Source organism: Curtobacterium sp. VKM Ac-1395 (assembly GCF_015350975.1).
Classification (GTDB): domain Bacteria; phylum Actinomycetota; class Actinomycetes; order Actinomycetales; family Microbacteriaceae; genus Curtobacterium.
On record NZ_JADKRX010000003.1, the window covers coordinates 46,730 to 61,493 of the forward strand.

At 74.8% G+C, this 14,764-nt stretch carries 14 protein-coding genes; 8 read left to right on the forward strand and 6 right to left on the reverse strand.

Features of this window, described 5'->3' with window-relative positions; translation table 11 throughout:
* Nucleotides 1-380 precede the first annotated feature (380 nt).
* Both ITJ68_RS08740 and ITJ68_RS08745 read right to left on the reverse strand, forming a co-directional pair.
* Complete coding sequence (locus ITJ68_RS08740; protein ID WP_194660904.1) at nucleotides 381-2,486, reverse strand: MSCRAMM family protein; 2,106 nt, start codon at nucleotides 2,484-2,486, stop codon at nucleotides 381-383.
* A 109-nt stretch (nucleotides 2,487-2,595) separates the two neighbouring features.
* Entirely contained in the window at nucleotides 2,596-3,060 is a 465-nt protein-coding gene (locus tag ITJ68_RS08745) for an NUDIX domain-containing protein (RefSeq protein ID WP_194660905.1), read from the reverse strand.
* Between the two features lie 23 nt (nucleotides 3,061-3,083).
* On the opposite strand from ITJ68_RS08745, the gene ITJ68_RS08750 reads away from it, so the two are divergent.
* Nucleotides 3,084-3,920 carry an alpha/beta fold hydrolase gene (locus tag ITJ68_RS08750; protein WP_194660906.1) on the forward strand — a complete coding sequence of 279 codons (837 nt, stop codon included), beginning with the start codon at nucleotides 3,084-3,086 and terminating at the stop codon, nucleotides 3,918-3,920.
* A 67-nt stretch (nucleotides 3,921-3,987) separates the two neighbouring features.
* Here ITJ68_RS08750 and ITJ68_RS08755 read toward each other — a convergent pair whose 3' ends face one another.
* From ITJ68_RS08755 to ITJ68_RS08765, 3 genes are all read right to left on the reverse strand, one after another.
* Nucleotides 3,988-4,914: an SGNH/GDSL hydrolase family protein gene (locus tag ITJ68_RS08755; protein ID WP_194660907.1), complete on the reverse strand. Its 927-nt coding sequence runs from the start codon at nucleotides 4,912-4,914 to the stop codon at nucleotides 3,988-3,990.
* Between the two features lie 185 nt (nucleotides 4,915-5,099).
* Nucleotides 5,100-5,456 (reverse strand): PRC-barrel domain-containing protein, encoded by a 357-nt coding sequence (locus ITJ68_RS08760; RefSeq protein WP_194625702.1) that lies wholly within the window; start codon nucleotides 5,454-5,456, stop codon nucleotides 5,100-5,102.
* 47 nt (nucleotides 5,457-5,503) lie between these two features.
* Complete coding sequence (locus tag ITJ68_RS08765) at nucleotides 5,504-6,493, reverse strand: glycosyltransferase family 9 protein (RefSeq protein ID WP_194660908.1); 990 nt, start codon at nucleotides 6,491-6,493, stop codon at nucleotides 5,504-5,506.
* A 98-nt stretch (nucleotides 6,494-6,591) separates the two neighbouring features.
* Here ITJ68_RS08765 and ITJ68_RS08770 point away from each other — a divergent pair, with 98 nt between their 5' ends.
* The 7 genes from ITJ68_RS08770 (at nucleotide 6,592) to ITJ68_RS08800 (ending at nucleotide 13,387) form a co-directional block, all read left to right on the forward strand.
* Complete coding sequence (locus tag ITJ68_RS08770; RefSeq protein WP_194660909.1) at nucleotides 6,592-7,143, forward strand: D-glycero-alpha-D-manno-heptose-1,7-bisphosphate 7-phosphatase; 552 nt, start codon at nucleotides 6,592-6,594, stop codon at nucleotides 7,141-7,143.
* Nucleotides 7,140-8,258: a glycosyltransferase family 9 protein gene (locus ITJ68_RS08775; RefSeq protein WP_194660910.1), complete on the forward strand. Its 1,119-nt coding sequence runs from the start codon at nucleotides 7,140-7,142 to the stop codon at nucleotides 8,256-8,258. The genes ITJ68_RS08770 and ITJ68_RS08775 overlap by 4 nt, the downstream gene beginning before the upstream one ends.
* A gap of 72 nt (nucleotides 8,259-8,330) precedes the next feature.
* Nucleotides 8,331-9,326: a glycosyltransferase gene (locus ITJ68_RS08780; protein ID WP_194660911.1), complete on the forward strand. Its 996-nt coding sequence runs from the start codon at nucleotides 8,331-8,333 to the stop codon at nucleotides 9,324-9,326.
* The gene (locus ITJ68_RS08785) at nucleotides 9,323-10,627 is read left to right on the forward strand and encodes a glycosyltransferase (protein WP_194660912.1); all 1,305 of its coding nucleotides are present in this window, start codon (nucleotides 9,323-9,325) and stop codon (nucleotides 10,625-10,627) included. The genes ITJ68_RS08780 and ITJ68_RS08785 overlap by 4 nt, the downstream gene beginning before the upstream one ends.
* On the forward strand, nucleotides 10,624-11,247 hold the full coding sequence (locus ITJ68_RS08790) for a D-sedoheptulose-7-phosphate isomerase (protein WP_194660913.1): 624 nt from the start codon (nucleotides 10,624-10,626) through the stop codon (nucleotides 11,245-11,247). Before ITJ68_RS08785 ends, ITJ68_RS08790 begins: the two co-directional genes overlap by 4 nt.
* A complete protein-coding gene (locus ITJ68_RS08795) occupies nucleotides 11,244-12,629 on the forward strand; it encodes a PfkB family carbohydrate kinase (RefSeq protein ID WP_194660914.1) in 1,386 nt (461 codons plus the stop codon). Before ITJ68_RS08790 ends, ITJ68_RS08795 begins: the two co-directional genes overlap by 4 nt.
* A 53-nt stretch (nucleotides 12,630-12,682) precedes the next feature.
* Complete coding sequence (locus ITJ68_RS08800) at nucleotides 12,683-13,387, forward strand: SDR family oxidoreductase (RefSeq protein ID WP_194660915.1); 705 nt, start codon at nucleotides 12,683-12,685, stop codon at nucleotides 13,385-13,387.
* A 244-nt stretch (nucleotides 13,388-13,631) separates the two neighbouring features.
* On the opposite strand, the gene ITJ68_RS08805 is transcribed toward ITJ68_RS08800, so the two are convergent.
* Nucleotides 13,632-14,735: a glycosyltransferase family 9 protein gene (locus ITJ68_RS08805; protein WP_323743260.1), complete on the reverse strand. Its 1,104-nt coding sequence runs from the start codon at nucleotides 14,733-14,735 to the stop codon at nucleotides 13,632-13,634.
* Between the last annotated feature and the right edge of the window lie 29 nt (nucleotides 14,736-14,764).

Below are 14,764 nucleotides of genomic sequence, written 5' to 3' on the forward strand. Positions count from 1 at the left end.
GAGTGGTCGCAGGACGTCGGTCCTCGGTGCTCGATGCGACGAGCTCCGACCGTTCGGCAGCACTGAGCGGGGTGTCGTGACCGGTCGGCGAGGCCCGGAGTCGCGCAGTCTCCGAGTCGCGCAGGCTCCGACGGCGGCGGCCGGTCGGGGCGGCCAGGCTCCGACGGCGGCGCAGTCTCCGACGGCCGCGCACGACGGCGGCGCAGGCTCCGACGGCGGCGCACGACGGAAGACGGCGCAGTCCCCCACGGTGGCGCACGGCAGAAGACGGCTCGCGCCACGGGATTCCGTGGTGCGAGCCGTCTTCGGTTGTGCGAGAGCCGAGCTCCGCGCCCAGGTCAGGTCGACCAGGAGGCCCGGCGCACCCGGCAGCGCCGGCGTCAGTCCTGCAGGTGCTCCGTCCGACGGCGGTTGCGGACAGCGCGGAACGTGAGCAGCCCGGCCCCCAGGAGCACGAGCACCCCGGCCGCCAGGGCTGCGGGCAGGACGTCCGCGCCCGTGTAGGCCAGCGGCCCGCCCGCACCGGTGCCGCCCGTCGACGAGGACGGCGTGGTCCCACCGCCGACGGTCGGGGGCGTGGTCGGCTGCGTCGTCGGCACGGGGCTCGGCGTCGCGGTCGGCGTCGGCGTCGCGGTCGGCGTGGGCGTCGGGGTCGGCGTGGGCGTCGGCACCACGGCCGCGGGCACGACGAGTGCGAGCGGCACGGCCGACCCGGTCTCCGGCGTCACGATCGTCTGCGGCTCACCGGCGGAGTCACCCGTTCCCGCGACGACCTGGTAGGACGTGGTCGGCTCCAGGCCGGTCAGGTCGAAGGTGCCGTCCCGGCCGGTGGTGGCGGTCACGGGACCGCCCGAGTCGGGCTCGGTCGGGGTCGCGACGACCGTCACGCCGGCCGCGGGTTCGCCGTCCGCGTCGGTCACGGTGCCGGGCTGGTCGACGACCACGGCCGTCGGGGCAGCGGGCGTGGCGAACGGGAAGTCCACGGCGGTCGCGTCGCCCGTCGTCGTGACCGCATCACGCTCGACCCCGCCGGTCGCTCCGGGCACGGGCGTCGTCGTCCGCACGGTGTAGGTGCCGGGTGCCGCGGCGAACAGGTACGCGCCCGCAGCGTCGGTCTCGGTGGAGCCGACCAGCGTGCCGTCCGCGTCGAACAGCTCGACGACGACCCCCGCGGGCACGGAGGTGCCGTCGATGGTCACGGTGCCGGTCACCGTGTTCACGGCACTCGGCGCCGCGATCGGCTCCTGCGGCACGGGCGCGACCCCGGCGGCGCCGGTCGTGATGGTCGTGGGCGCCTCGTCACCGACGGCCACGGCCAGGTCGGTCGACGCGGGCAGGTCCGCCCCCGCGTAGACGCCGTCGCTGTTCGTGACGACCTGGACGGGCGCCGTGTCCGGCGAGGAGGGGTCGGTGATCACGACCGGGACGTTCGCGGCGGGGTGACCGGCGCCGTCCGTCACGGTGCCGATCACGGACGTCGTCGCCGGGGGCGAGGTGAACGGGAAGTCCACGGTGCGGTCGACCCCGCCCGGCGCAGTGTTCAGCGAGACGCCGGGGACGGACGCGGTGCCGGTCGCTCCCGAGGGCGCGGCGACGTCCACGCGGTAGTCGTTGATGACCGGCAGCTGCGGGAACACGTAGCGCCCCTCGTCGTCGGTCGTCGTGGTGTAGCTCGTGCCGCGCAGCGCGGTGACGGTGACCGTCGCGCCGGGGATCGGCGTGCCGTCGAGCGTCGCGACGCCGGAGATCGCCGCCGTGCGGTTCGCGAACCAGGTCTGGTACACCGGGAAGCCGCTCCGCTGCTGGTACGTGATCGTCAGCGAGTCGAGCGGCACCGTGGGCGTGAACCACGCCGTGGCTCCGGCGGTGTCGTTCGCCGCGGAGTTGCCGGTGAGCGTGCGCGTCGCGGGGTCCCACGTCGGGACGTCCTGGCCCGCAGCCACGCCGCCCGGGTCCGCGGGGCACGACCAGCCGCCCGGCGAGACCGACGAGCAGGAGTTGTAGGAGCTCCGGTAGCCGAGCTGTGCGGCCGTCGCCGGCGCACCACCCTGCACCGTCGCGGAGATCGTGGCCTGGTCGGCGTCGATGTCCCCGAGCACGAAGGACCAGCTGGACGCACCCGGCGTCGGGGTCGCGAACCGGTAGGTGGTGGTCGACGTACCCGTCGCAGAGTCCGTCGTCGGCCGCTGGTTCATGTAGGTGGAGTTCCGGCTGGTGCCGTAGACCGCACCGGGTGCCGTCGCGGGACCCTGCCACGTCGAGGCCCCGCTGATCACCGTGGACTGCCGCGAGTTCGACGTGAAGGTCGTCTCGGGGAACCCCGGCAGCGTCATCGTCCCCGTGTAGGCCCTGCTCGCGCCGCTGACCGTGAAGGTGCCCCAGTGTCCGTTCGGCTCGGCCGAGGCACTGGTCGCCCCGCCGAGCGCGAGCCCGGCTCCGAGCACGATCCCGGTCAACCCGGCCGTCATCATCCGCCACCGGCGCATGCGATCTCCCCTGTCCGCGCGCCGGCCCGTCCGCCGCGACGTCCGTCCAGGCTATCCACCGCGCGAACGCCAGGGACAGATCGAGACGTGATCGTCACCCCGACCTCGGTCAGCCCGACCGACCGAGCACCCCGACGAGTGCGTCCACCGCCGCGACCTGCCCGGCGACGAGCATCGTCCGGGCGTCGTCGACGGACACCCACCGGGCGTCGTCGACCTCCGGTACGTCGACGAACCGGCCGGAGCCCCGCGGCAGCTCGAGCCTGACGGTGTTGCTCCGCACCGCCGTGACGGAGAAGGCCGGCGCCGCGCCGGCGAAGACGACGACCCGCTTGCCCGAGGCCTGCCGGAACTCCCCCAGCTCGGTCCACGGCACGTCGGGCGCCGGCACGCCGATCTCCTCGTGGAACTCCCGCAGCGCGGCCTCGAGCGGCGGCTCGTCGGTGTACTCGCCCTTCGGGATCGACCACGCGCGCTCCCGCCGACGCCAGAACGGACCGCCCATGTGCGCGATGAAGAGCTCGGCCCCGGACGCAGCGCTCCGGTACAGCAGCAGTCCCGCACTCCGCACCACACCCCGAGGCTACGCTCGCCCGCATGACGCCCCTGCACCTCGCCGACGGTCGCACGGTCCTCGTCGCCGACACCGGCCCGACCACCGGCAGCACCACCGGCGCCGGCACCGCCACCGTGGTCTGGCACCACGAGACCCCGCACACCGGTGCCCACCTCGCCCCGGTCCTCGCCGCCGCCACCGCACGCGGCCTCCGCCTGGTCGCCGTCACCCGCCCCGGCTTCGGCGGCGCCGACCCCCTGCCGGGTCGCACCGTCGCCGACGGCGCCCGCGACCTCGAGCAGGTCCTCGACACCCTCGGCATCGACCGGGTCGCCGCGATCGGCGGGTCCGGCGGCGGCCCACACGCCCTCGCCGCGGCGGCTCTCCTGCCCGACCGGGTCACCGCGGTCGCGACCTTCGCCTCCCCCGCCCCGTTCGTCGATGCGCCAGCCTGGTGGGACGGCATGGCCGATGACGGCGGCCTGCGTGCGGCGGTCCTCGGACGGGAGGCTCGGCTCACCTGGGCGGACACCGCCGGCTTCGACCCGGCGCAGTTCACCGACGCCGACTGGGCAGCGCTCGACGGCGACTGGGCGGCGCTCGGTCAGGACGCGCAGGCCGCCGGCGAGACGGGGCGCGTGGGCAGCGCCGACGACGACCGGGCGTTCGTCACCGGGTGGGGCTTCGCGCTCACCGACGTGCACGTGCCGACCCTCGTCGAGCAGGGCGTGGACGACCGGGTGGTCCCGGTGGCGCACGGCCGGTCGATCGCCGCAGCCGTCCCCGGCGCCGTGCTCCACGAACGACCGGGTGCCGGACACGTCTCGGTCCTGGCCGGCGTCCCCGCGGCCCTGGACTGGCTCGCCGCCCCGAGGTGAGGGAGCGGGAGTCGTCGAGTCGCGGCGGGCGACCCGACGTCGTCTGCTCCCACGATGTGGGAGCGGGTCAGCCGGCGACGGTGCGGAGCTCGGCCGCGACCTGCCGGGTCAGCCAGGCGACGCCCCGGTTGTTGGGGTGCAACGCGCCCGGCTCCAGGTCGATCCGGCGGAAGCCGCTCGTGGAGTCGAGCGTGACGCCGGACACGTACGCGCCGGAGCGGGCGCAGCTCGTCCGTCCCTGGGTCCTCCGGAAGACGTCGAGGTAGCGGACACCGGCCGCCGTGGCAGCGGACCGGGCGACGTCGTCCAGTTCCTCCTGCACGCCGTGCAGGTACTCGACGTCCGTGTCGGTGAACGGGTAGGTGTCCGTCGGGAACGACCCGGTCAGCGTGCCGAGGTCGAGCCCGGCGCGGAAGCACCCCCTCGCCGGCGTGTGCTCGGCGTCGGGGAAGATCGCGGGGTACCCGAGGAACAGCACGCGGGCGTTCGGCGCGGCCCGGCGGACCGCGGCGAGGGTGTCGGCGATGCCGAGCGCCACGCGGGACTGGATCTTGGCACCGAGCTGGTCCTCGCCGTCGTGCACGAGGGTGCTCCGGCAGGAGGAGGCGTCGCGGCCGGAGAACACCGGGCCCTTCGCCGTCAGTGCCAGGCAGGACGCGGCCGTGCCGAACAGGTCGGCGTCGTTCCCGCCGATCGTCAGCGTGACGAGCCGAGTGCGCGCCGAGAGGGCCTCGATCTGCGGGGGAACGCCCTTGAACTGGTGCCGTTCGGTGACGTCCTCGCTCGTGGCCCCGCCGCAGGTGACGTCCTGCAGCGCGAGCCCGAAGCGGGCGGCGATCCGGTGCGGGTAGTCCCTGGCGGACTGCCCGCACGCGGACACCGGCAGCCGGGTCGGGTCGGCCAGGCCGTACCCGGCCGAGTACGAGTCACCGAGGGCGACGTACTCGCTCCCCGGGGGCAGCCCGGCGAGCTCCTCCGCGGGCGGGGACGCCACCCGGTAGGGCTGCGGGACCGGCCAGGACGGTGCTGCCGAGGCCGGAGCCGGAGCGACCACCCCGACCGCGAGCACACCGACGAGCGCCAGGGCGGCGAGCAGCGTCGAACGGGCGGAGCGGAACAGGGCGGGCCCCTCGGGTGCGGGTCGGGTGGTCGGGGACGATCACCCTACCCGCGGGCCGATCAGCGTCGGCCGAGTCGCCGCTCGCCGCCGCTGCCCGTGCGGTACTCCAGGCCGTAGTGCGCGAACACCTCGGGCTCGAGCTCCGCCGTCAGCTCGCCGTCCGTCGCGATCGTCGGGGCGTCCTTGATGAGCTTCTTGCCGAACGTCACGCTGAGGTGCTTCGGGGTGACGGTCGCACCGACCAGGGGCACGAACACGAGCTTCGTGAAGCCCATCACACCGGTGGTGACCGACCCGAACGCGGGCTCGGACGTCGCGGTGTCGTAGTAGATGCTCTCGAGGTTCCCGACCTTGTCGTCGCTCTCGTCGACGACCGGCAGGCCGATCCAGTCCCGGATGTTGGCCGCTTCGAACACGGTGCTCCCTCCGCGGCCTCCGGACGATCCGAAGCCGCGCCTCGACGCTACCGGTCGGTCGTCGCCGTCGTCCGCAGGTCGGGCGCGACGCCGAGCTCGTCCACGGCCCCGAGCACGTCGGCGGCGTGCACGGCGAGGATCGCGGGGTCGGGGTCCTCGGCGAAGACGTCACCGCGGCGGACCGAGGCGTCCGTCAGCACGATGTGTGGTCCGGTCGCCGGCGGTCCCCACGACTCGGGCGGGGCCGGGCCGAAGAGGACGACGGACGGGATGCCGTAGGCGGACGCCAGGTGCGCGGCACCGGTGTCGACGGTGACGACGAGCCGCGCCGCGGCGACCACCGCGGCGAACGGCTGCAGGTCCAGGACCCCGGCCAGGACGGCCCCGGGTGCCAGACCGACCGCGTCGGCGACGGCGGCGGCGCGCTCGACGTCCGCCGAGCCTCCCGTCAGGACGACGTGGAAGCCACGCTCCTGCAGCCCGCGCACCACCTCGGCGAAGCGGTCGACGGGCCAGTGTCGGGCGCCGTGGAAGGCGCCGACGTGCACGACCGCCGCGCCCTCGACGACGGGCGGCTCGACGGGACGCGTGATGGCGACGTCGTCCGCGTCGGCCGCGTACCCGTGGGCGGTGAGCAGGCCGGCCCAGCGTTCGCGCTCGTTGACCGGTCCGTGCTCCCACGCGGGCCCCTCGGCGCCACCGTGCGCGATGACGAGCCGGGCGCCGAGTGCGTCGACGAGGTCCTGCGACTCCGGGCCGGCACCGTGCAGGTTGACCGCGACGTCGGTGACCCCGGCGGGCACGCCGATCGGGTGGTCGAAGCCCTGCTGCGCGAGGTGCACGTCGACGTCCGGGATGAGCTCGACGACGGGGGCGAGCCAGGCGGTCGTGGCGAGGCTGATGCGGTGGTCGGGGAAGGCCCGGCGAATGGCGTGCAGCGCGGGGACCGCCACCAGCAGGTCGCCGAGCTTGATCGCGCGGAGCACGACGAGTTCGGGGCGGCCGTCGGACGGGGGCAGGGCTTCGAGGGCGGTCACGCTCCCGACGCTAGCGGCACGGCGGCAGCCACGCCCGGGACGCGCGGTCCGCGGCCTTCCTGCCGCCCGCGACACACGTCCTTGGTAGAACTCAGGGCATGGCTCTCTCCGTGGACCGTGTCGTGCGCGGTCTCCTCTTCGACCGTGACGACACCCTGGTCATCGACGTCCCCTACAACGCCGACCCGCACAAGGTGGTGCCCGTGCCCGGTGCGCACCGGGCGGTCGAGCGTGCCCGCGCCGCCGGGCTGCCGGTCGGGGTCGTCACGAACCAGTCGGTGATCGCCAGGGGCGGTGCCACCCGCGAGCAGGTCGACGCGACGAACGCGCGCGTGGACGAGCTCGTCGGGCCGTTCGACGTCTGGTGCGTCTGCCCGCACGGCTCCGCCGACGACTGCGCCTGCCGCAAGCCCCGACCCGGCCTGGTGCTCGAGGCCGCCGAACGGCTCGGCGTCCCCGCGTCGCAGCTCGTCGTGATCGGGGACATCGGCGCTGACGTCGGGGCGGCCGCCGCTGCCGGGGCGCAGTCGATCCTGGTGCCGACCCCGCGCACCCGGCAGGAGGAGGTGGACGCGGCCCCCACCGTCGCGGCCACCATCGAGGACGCCGTCGCGCTGGCGCTCGCCCGCGTCGCAGCGGCCCGGGCATGAGCGAGGCGGCCCGGCGCACCGGACCACGGGTGCTCGTCGCCCGGCTCGACTCCTTCGGTGACGTCCTGGTCACCGGTCCCGCCGTCCGCGCGGTCGCCGCCGGGGCGTCGCACGTCACCATGCTCTGCGGTCCGCAGGGCGCCCCGGCCGCCGACCTGCTGCCCGGCATCGACCGGGTCCGGGTGTGGGCGGCGCCGTGGGTCACGGAGACCGCCCGGCCGCTCGACGACGCCGTCCTCGCCGAGTTCCGCGCGGTCGTCGCCGAGGAACAGGTCGACGAGGCCGTCGTGCTCACCTCGTTCCACCAGTCGCCGCTCCCGGTCGCGATGCTGCTCCGCCTGGCCGGCGTCGAGCGGGTCTCCGGAGCGTCCGTCGACCACCCCGGCTCACTGCTCGACGTCCGGCTCCGCCCCGGCGAGGACCTGCCCGAGGACCTCCCCGAACCCGAGCGCGCCCTCCGCATCGCCGAGGCCACCGGGTTCGCGCTGCCGCCCGGGGACGACGGGAGGCTCGTGGTGCGGCACGACGCCGTCGCACCCGCTGCGGTGGCCGCGCTCGAGCGCTACGTGGTCGTCCACCCCGGCGCCAGCGTCGAGGCACGCTCGTGGCCGCCGGAGGCCCACCGTGCCCTCGTGGCCGCCTACCGCGACCTCGGCGTCCCGGTGGTCGTCACCGGGTCACCCGGCGAGCGGGACCTGACGGCGTTCGTCGTCGGTCCTGACGTCGCCGCGGACCAGGACACCCCCGTGCTCGACCTGGGCGGACGGACGAGTCCGGCCGAGCTCGCCGCCGTCCTGGCGGGAGCCGAGGTCGTCGTCGTCGGCAACACCGGACCCGCCCACCTGGCCGCCGCGGTGGGCGCCAGGATCGTCAGCCTGTTCTCGCCGGTGGTGCCCGCCGTGAAGTGGGCGCCGTACGCCGAGCACGTCGAACTGCTCGGCGACCAGGACGCGCCCTGCCGCCTCAGCCGGGCCCGCGACTGCCCCGTCCCCGGGCACCCGTGTCTGACCTCCGTGACCCCCGACGACGTGCTCGACGCCCACGAGCGCCTGACCGGTTGCGTTCTGCGGACGAAGCAGAGCACCCTGCGAACTGCTGCAGCGGACGAGCAGTAGCGTGCGGCACTGCTTCTCCTTCTCCTGTTCTCCCGGTCGACGGTCTGTCCGCTCGACGAACGAAAGGCCTGCATGCGCATCCTCCTGTGGCACGTGCACGGCGGCTGGATGGACGCCTTCGTCCGCGGGCCGCACGAGTACCTCGTCCCGACCACCGCGGTTCGGGACGGGTGGGGCCTGGGAGCGGGTGGCCGCGACTGGCCGAACGTCGTCGAGATCGCGCCGGAGGACGTCGCCGACGCCGAGGTCGACGTCGTCGTGCTGCAGCGCACCGAAGAGATGGCCGTCGCCGCGGAGCTCCTCGGCGGCCGCGACGTGCCGATCGTCTTCGTCGAGCACAACGCCCCGCGGGTGGACGTGCCGAACTCCGTGCACCCCCTCGGCGACCGCGACGACCTGACGATCGCGCACGTCACGCACTGGAACGCCCTGATGTGGGACTGCGGCACCACGAGGACCACCGTCGTCGAGCACGGCGTCGTGGACCCGGGGCCGCTCTACTCGGGCACCCTCGAGCGCTTCGGCGCCGTCATCAACGAACCCGTGCGCCGCAACCGGGTCGTCGGCACGGACCTGCTCCCCCGGTTCGCCGAGGTCGCCCCCGTCGACGTGTTCGGCATGGGGACGGACAAGCTCGCCGAGCTCGGGCTCGGCGACCGCCTGGTCGGGCTCGGCGACGTCAAGCCCGACCCGATGCACGCCGCACTCGCGGAACGCCGCGCCTACCTGCACCCGAACCGGTGGACCTCGCTCGGCCTCTCCCTCATCGAGGCGATGCACATGGCCATGCCGGTGCTCGTCCTCGCGACGACCGACGCGTCGCGCACCGTGCCCGCCGAGGCCGGCGCGATCGCGACCGACGTGACGGAGCTGACCCGGGCCTCCCGGCTGCTCCTCGACGACCCGGACGAGGCGCGCCGACGCGGTGCCGTCGCCCGGGAGGCCGCACTCGCGCGGCACTCGCTCGCCCGGTTCCTCGGCGACTGGGACGAGCTGCTCGACGACGCCGTGACGCGCCACCGGCGCACGCGGGGCGCGAGCCCCGCTCTCGAAGGGAGCTCCCGATGAAGATCGCGATGGTCTCCGAACACGCCAGCCCGCTCGCGGTGCTCGGTGGTGTCGACGCCGGCGGGCAGAACGTGCACGTCGCCGCCCTCTCCGGTGCCCTGGCCGACCGTGGCCACGAGGTGACGGTCTACACGCGCCGCGACGACCCCGAGCTCGCCGCCCGGGTGATGCTGCGCGCCGGCGTCGAGGTCGTGCACGTCGACGCCGGTCCCGCCCGCGCCGTGCCGAAGGACGACCTGTTCCCGTTCATGGGGACGTTCGCGCAGGTGCTGGCCGCCGAGTGGTTCCTCGACCGCCCCGACGTGGTCCACGGGCACTTCTGGATGTCCGGCCACGCGGCGCTCGAGGCCGTCACGCAGGTGCAGTCCCGCACCGGTGGCACCCGGATCCCGATCGTGCAGACCTTCCACGCGCTCGGTGTCGTGAAGCGCCGCCACCAGGGCTCCGCGGACACCAGCCCGGACGAGCGCGAGTGGATCGAGCCCGCCGTCGGCCGCGGTGTGGACCAGGTCGTCGCGACCTGCTCCGACGAGGCGTTCGAGCTCAAGGCGCTCGGCGTGCCGCTGCAAGCGATCTCGGTCGTGCCGTGCGGGGTCGACGTCGACCGCTTCCGCCCCGACGGCCCCGTCGAGCAGCGTGGCCGGACCGAGCGCGTGCTCACCGCGTCGCGCCTGGTGCGCCGCAAGGGCGTCGGCACGACGATCGCCGCTCTGGCTGCGCTCGTGGAGGCTGGTCGCGACGTCGAACTCGTCATCGTGGGTGGTGCCGGCACGGCCGGGGCCGACCTCGCCGACGACCCCGAGTACCAGCGCCTCGACGCACTCGCCCGGTCGCTCGGCGTGCGGGACCACGTGTCGTTCCGCGGCCAGCTCGGCCAGGACGCCATGCCCTCGGTCTACCGGAGCGCCGACGTCGTCGTCTGTGCCCCCTGGTACGAGCCGTTCGGCATCGTGCCGCTCGAGGCGATGGCCTGCGGCCGACCCGTCGTGGCGTCACAGGTCGGCGGCCTCATCGACACCGTCGTCGAGGACGCGACCGGACTCCACGTCCCGCCGCGTGACGAGGCCGCCGTCGCGGCGGCCGTCACGGCGCTCCTGGACGACCCGGAACGGCGCGAGGCGTACGGCGCTGCAGGACGCGAGCGGGTCGAGTCCCGCTACGCATGGACCCGGGTCGCGGCGGACACCGAGCGGGTGTACGAGCGACTCATCAGCGGAGGGGCCACCACGGCGCCGCGGACACGGACGACCACGACGCGCGCCACCCGCGCCGTGCGTGCGACGGAGAGGACGGCACGATGACCATCGAACAGACCGGGATCGGCGCGACCGAGCAGATGCGCGACAGCGCGCAGGCGGTGCTCGACCACATCACGGCCTCCGTGCCCGTCATCGCCTCGCTCGTCGACCACCACGACCACATCGCGGCCTGGGCGGACGACATCGCGTCGCGGCTCGTCGCCGGACGTCGGCTCCTCGCCGCAGGCAACGGCGGTTCGGCCGCCGAGGCCCAGCACCTCACCTCCGAGCTGACCGGTCGTTTCGACGGCGACCGGCCCGCGTACTCGGCGATCTCCCTGCACGCCGAGACCTCCGCGGTCACGGCCATCGGCAACGACTACGGCTTCGAGGAGGTGTTCGCCCGGCAGGTCCGGGCGCACGCCAGGACCGGCGACGTCGTCGTGCTGCTGAGCACGAGCGGCAAGAGCCCGAACCTGCTCGCCGCCGCTGCTGCCGCACGGGCCGTCGGTGCCCGCGCGATCGCCCTGACCGGCGCCCGTCCGAACCCCCTCGCCGACGCCGTCGACGACGCGATCTGCATCGACGGCCCGTCCGCGAACGTGCAGGAGGCCCAGCTCGTCCTCGTGCACGCCCTGTGCCGCGCCATGGAGCCCGCGCTCCGCCACGGGGTGCGCCGATGAGCGCCCGGCTCCGGATCGCCGTCGTCGGCGACACGCTGCTCGACGTCGACGTCTCGGGCACCAGCGAACGCCTGAGCCCCGACGCGCCCGTCCCCGTCGTGGACGTCCGCACCGACGACCGCCGTGCCGGTGGTGCCGGACTCGTCGCCACCATGCTCGCCAAGGACGGCCACGACGTCACGCTCGTCACCGTGCTCTCCGACGACGCCCGGGCCGCCGAGATCCGCGACCTGCTGCCCGGCGTCCGCATCGTCGCCGGACCGTCCGGTGTCGCCACGCCCGTGAAGACCCGCGTGCGCGTCGGCGACCACGCCCTGGTCCGGATCGACGAGGGCTGCGACACGCCCCCGGTGCCGTCCGCGACGCCGGAGATGACCGCGGCGCTCAACGACGTCGACGCCGTGATCGTGGCCGACTACGGCCGCGGGGTCGCCGCTGCCCCGGCCGTCCGCGATGCCATCGCCCGTGCCACCGAGCACACCCCGGTCGTGTGGGACCCGCACCCCAAGGGCGCCGTCCCCGTGGCGGGCATCACGGTCGCCACGCCGAACGCCTCCGAGGCCCGGCGCTTCACCGAGCTCAGCGGCGAGGGCGTGCCCTTCGCCACCGACGCGGCCGCTGCCCTGGTCGACGCGTGGGACGTCCGCGCCGTCGCCGTCACGCTCGGCGACCGCGGCGCGCTCGTCGGCCGCCGCACCCCCCGTGGCATGGACTCCCGCTTCCTGCCGGCGCCCTCCGTCACCGCCGGTGACCCCTGCGGTGCCGGTGACCGACTCGCCGCCGGCGTCGCCGTCGCGCTGGCCGGCGGGTCCGACGTCCCGGACGCCGTCGCGGCCGGGGTCGCCGACGCCTCGGCGTACCTCGCCGCCGGCGGGGTCACCTCGCTCCTCGCCGACGCCCCCGCGCCGGTCGAGGTCCCCGGCGTCGACCGCGACGCCCTGCGGGTCGTGCACCGCGTCCGGAGCGGCGGCGGGACCGTCGTCGCGACCGGCGGCTGCTTCGACCTGCTGCACGCGGGACACGCCAGGACGCTGTCGGCAGCGCGGGCGCTCGGCGACTGCCTGGTCGTCTGCCTCAACTCGGACAGCTCGGTGCGCCAGCTCAAGGGGCCCGAGCGGCCGTTCATGACGCAGGACGACCGCGTCGAGCTGCTGCTCGCGCTGGACTGCGTCGACGCCGTCGTGGTGTTCGACGAGACGACGCCCGACGAGGCACTGCGCCGCTTCCGCCCCGACGTGTGGGCGAAGGGCGGCGACTACACCGCGGACGAACTGCCCGAGGCCGTCACGCTCGCCGAGTGGGGCGGGCGCGTCGTCACCGTGCCGTTCCACCCGGGCCGCTCCACCACCCGGCTCGCCGCCGCGATCGAACGCGTCAGCTGAACCGCTCCCCGCTCGTCCCTCCCCACACCAGCACCACAACGCAAAGGACATCCATGCCCGTCCCCACCACCCCCATCGGTCGCGTCCTCGTCACCGGCGGCGCATCCGGACTCGGCGCAGCCGTCGTGGCCGCCGTCACCGAGGCCGGCGGCACCCCGATCGTCCTCGACCTGCGCATCGACGCCGTCCCCGAGGGCGTCGACGCCGTCGCCGTGGACGTCTCGGACACCGATGCCGTCGAGCAGGCCGTGCGCGAGGCCGTCGAACGCCACGGTGGCCTCGACGCCGTGGTCACCGCCGCCGGCATCGACACGCCGGCCCCGATCGACGCGATCTCGTCCGGCAACTGGGAGAAGATCGTCGGCGTCAACCTCATCGGCACCGCGTCGACGGTGCGCGCCGCCCTCCCCGCCCTCGAGGCCTCACACGGCCGCGTCGTGACGATCTCCTCGTCGCTCGCCCTGCGCGGTGTCGGCCACGGCACCGCGTACTCGGCGTCGAAGTTCGGCGTCCGCGGCTTCTCGCAGGCCCTGGCCGCCGAGACGGCCGGGCGCGTCGGCGTCACGAACGTGATCCCCGCCGGCATGCGCACGAACTTCTTCGCCGACCGCACCGAGCAGTACAAGCCGGGCCCGGACGCGCAGCTCATCGAGCCCGAGTACGTCGCGAACTCGATCATGTTCGCGCTCTCGCAGCCGGCAGGCTGCGAGATCCGCGAGCTGTCGATCATGCCGGCCACGGAGCCCAGCTGGCCGTGATGCGCTGACCGCGCCCACGCGGCGGACTGGAGGCTCGGTGCCAGCTGGCACCGGGCCTCCAGTCCGTTGAGGGGCGCGTTCCTTCCCCTGTCGCGCGCGATGGGATGTGAGATCGCGCGTGGAGGGTCGGAAGTTCCGACTCGCAACGCGGGATTCCACTCGCAACGCGGGATTCGCCTCGCAACGCGGGATTCGACTCGCTGTGCGCGGTTCCGCCCGCTCCGCGCTGTTCCGCCGGCGCGCGCTAGCGGGGCGGCGCCGTGCGGAGCAGGTCCTCGACGTCGGCGAGCACCTGCTCCGGCGTGACCTGGTCGACGTAGGACGGGTCGTGTTCGCAGCGCTCCGCGGTCCAGCCGACCTGCGTGACGTCGATCCCGCAGACCGGGCAGCGCGTCACGAAGGACATCAGGACGCGGTGCCGGCCGCGGTCGAGCGGACCGGCGTTGATGACGTTGCCGAACCAGAACACGCCGACCGTGCGGGTGCCGACGGCCAGGGCGAGGTGGCGCGGACCGGAGTCGTCACCGACCATCACGTCGGCGGCCCCGAGCACCGCGGGCAGCTCGCGGAGCGGGAGCGATCCGACGAGGTCGTGCAGGCGCTCCGTCGAGCCGAGGGCCTGCTGCACGGCCGCGGTGATCCGGTCGGTCGCGGGTCGGTCGGAGTCGTCGCCGACGACCACCACGTCGTCGCCGGCGCGGAGTCGGGCGACCGCCACGGCCGCGAAGTGCTCCGGGCTCCAGCGGCGCCGTGGGTCCGTCGCGCCCGGGTGCATCGCGACGAGGGTGCCCGTGACGCCGAGGCGGGCGCGCACGGCGGCACGCTCGTCGTCGATGACGGCGAGCCGGGGGTCGAGCGTGACCGGTTCCGCACCGGCGAGGGCGGCGACCTCGAGCCCCCGCAGGACCTCGTGCTGGTAGTAGACGTAGCGGACCCAGCGCTCCAGGACCTCGGCGTCCTCGGTCGCGGTCCCCACGGTGTGGCGGGCGCCGAGGCGGAGCAGGAAGGGGTTCGAGTTGCGCCCGCCGCCGTGCAGCTGCACCGCGAGGTCGAACCGGCCGTGCAGCCGGTCGAAGAAGTCCTCTGCCGTCGGCGCGCCGTCGCCGGCGTCGCGGACGCCGGGCGCGACCGGGAGCTCCTCCACCGCGTCGACCGCGTCGCTCCGGCCGTCGACCAGGGCCGCCGCCGCCGGCGTGCCGAGCAGGGTCAGCCGGGCGTCGGGGTAGGCAGCCGCGAGTGCCTCGATCGCAGGCATCGCGAACATCAGGTCGCCGAGGCCTCCGCCCCGCAGGACCGCCACCTCGCGGACCCCCTCGAACCGTTCGCCGCCCTCGCCGATCCGCACCACGTCCACTGTCTCCTGTCGTCGTCGGTCGA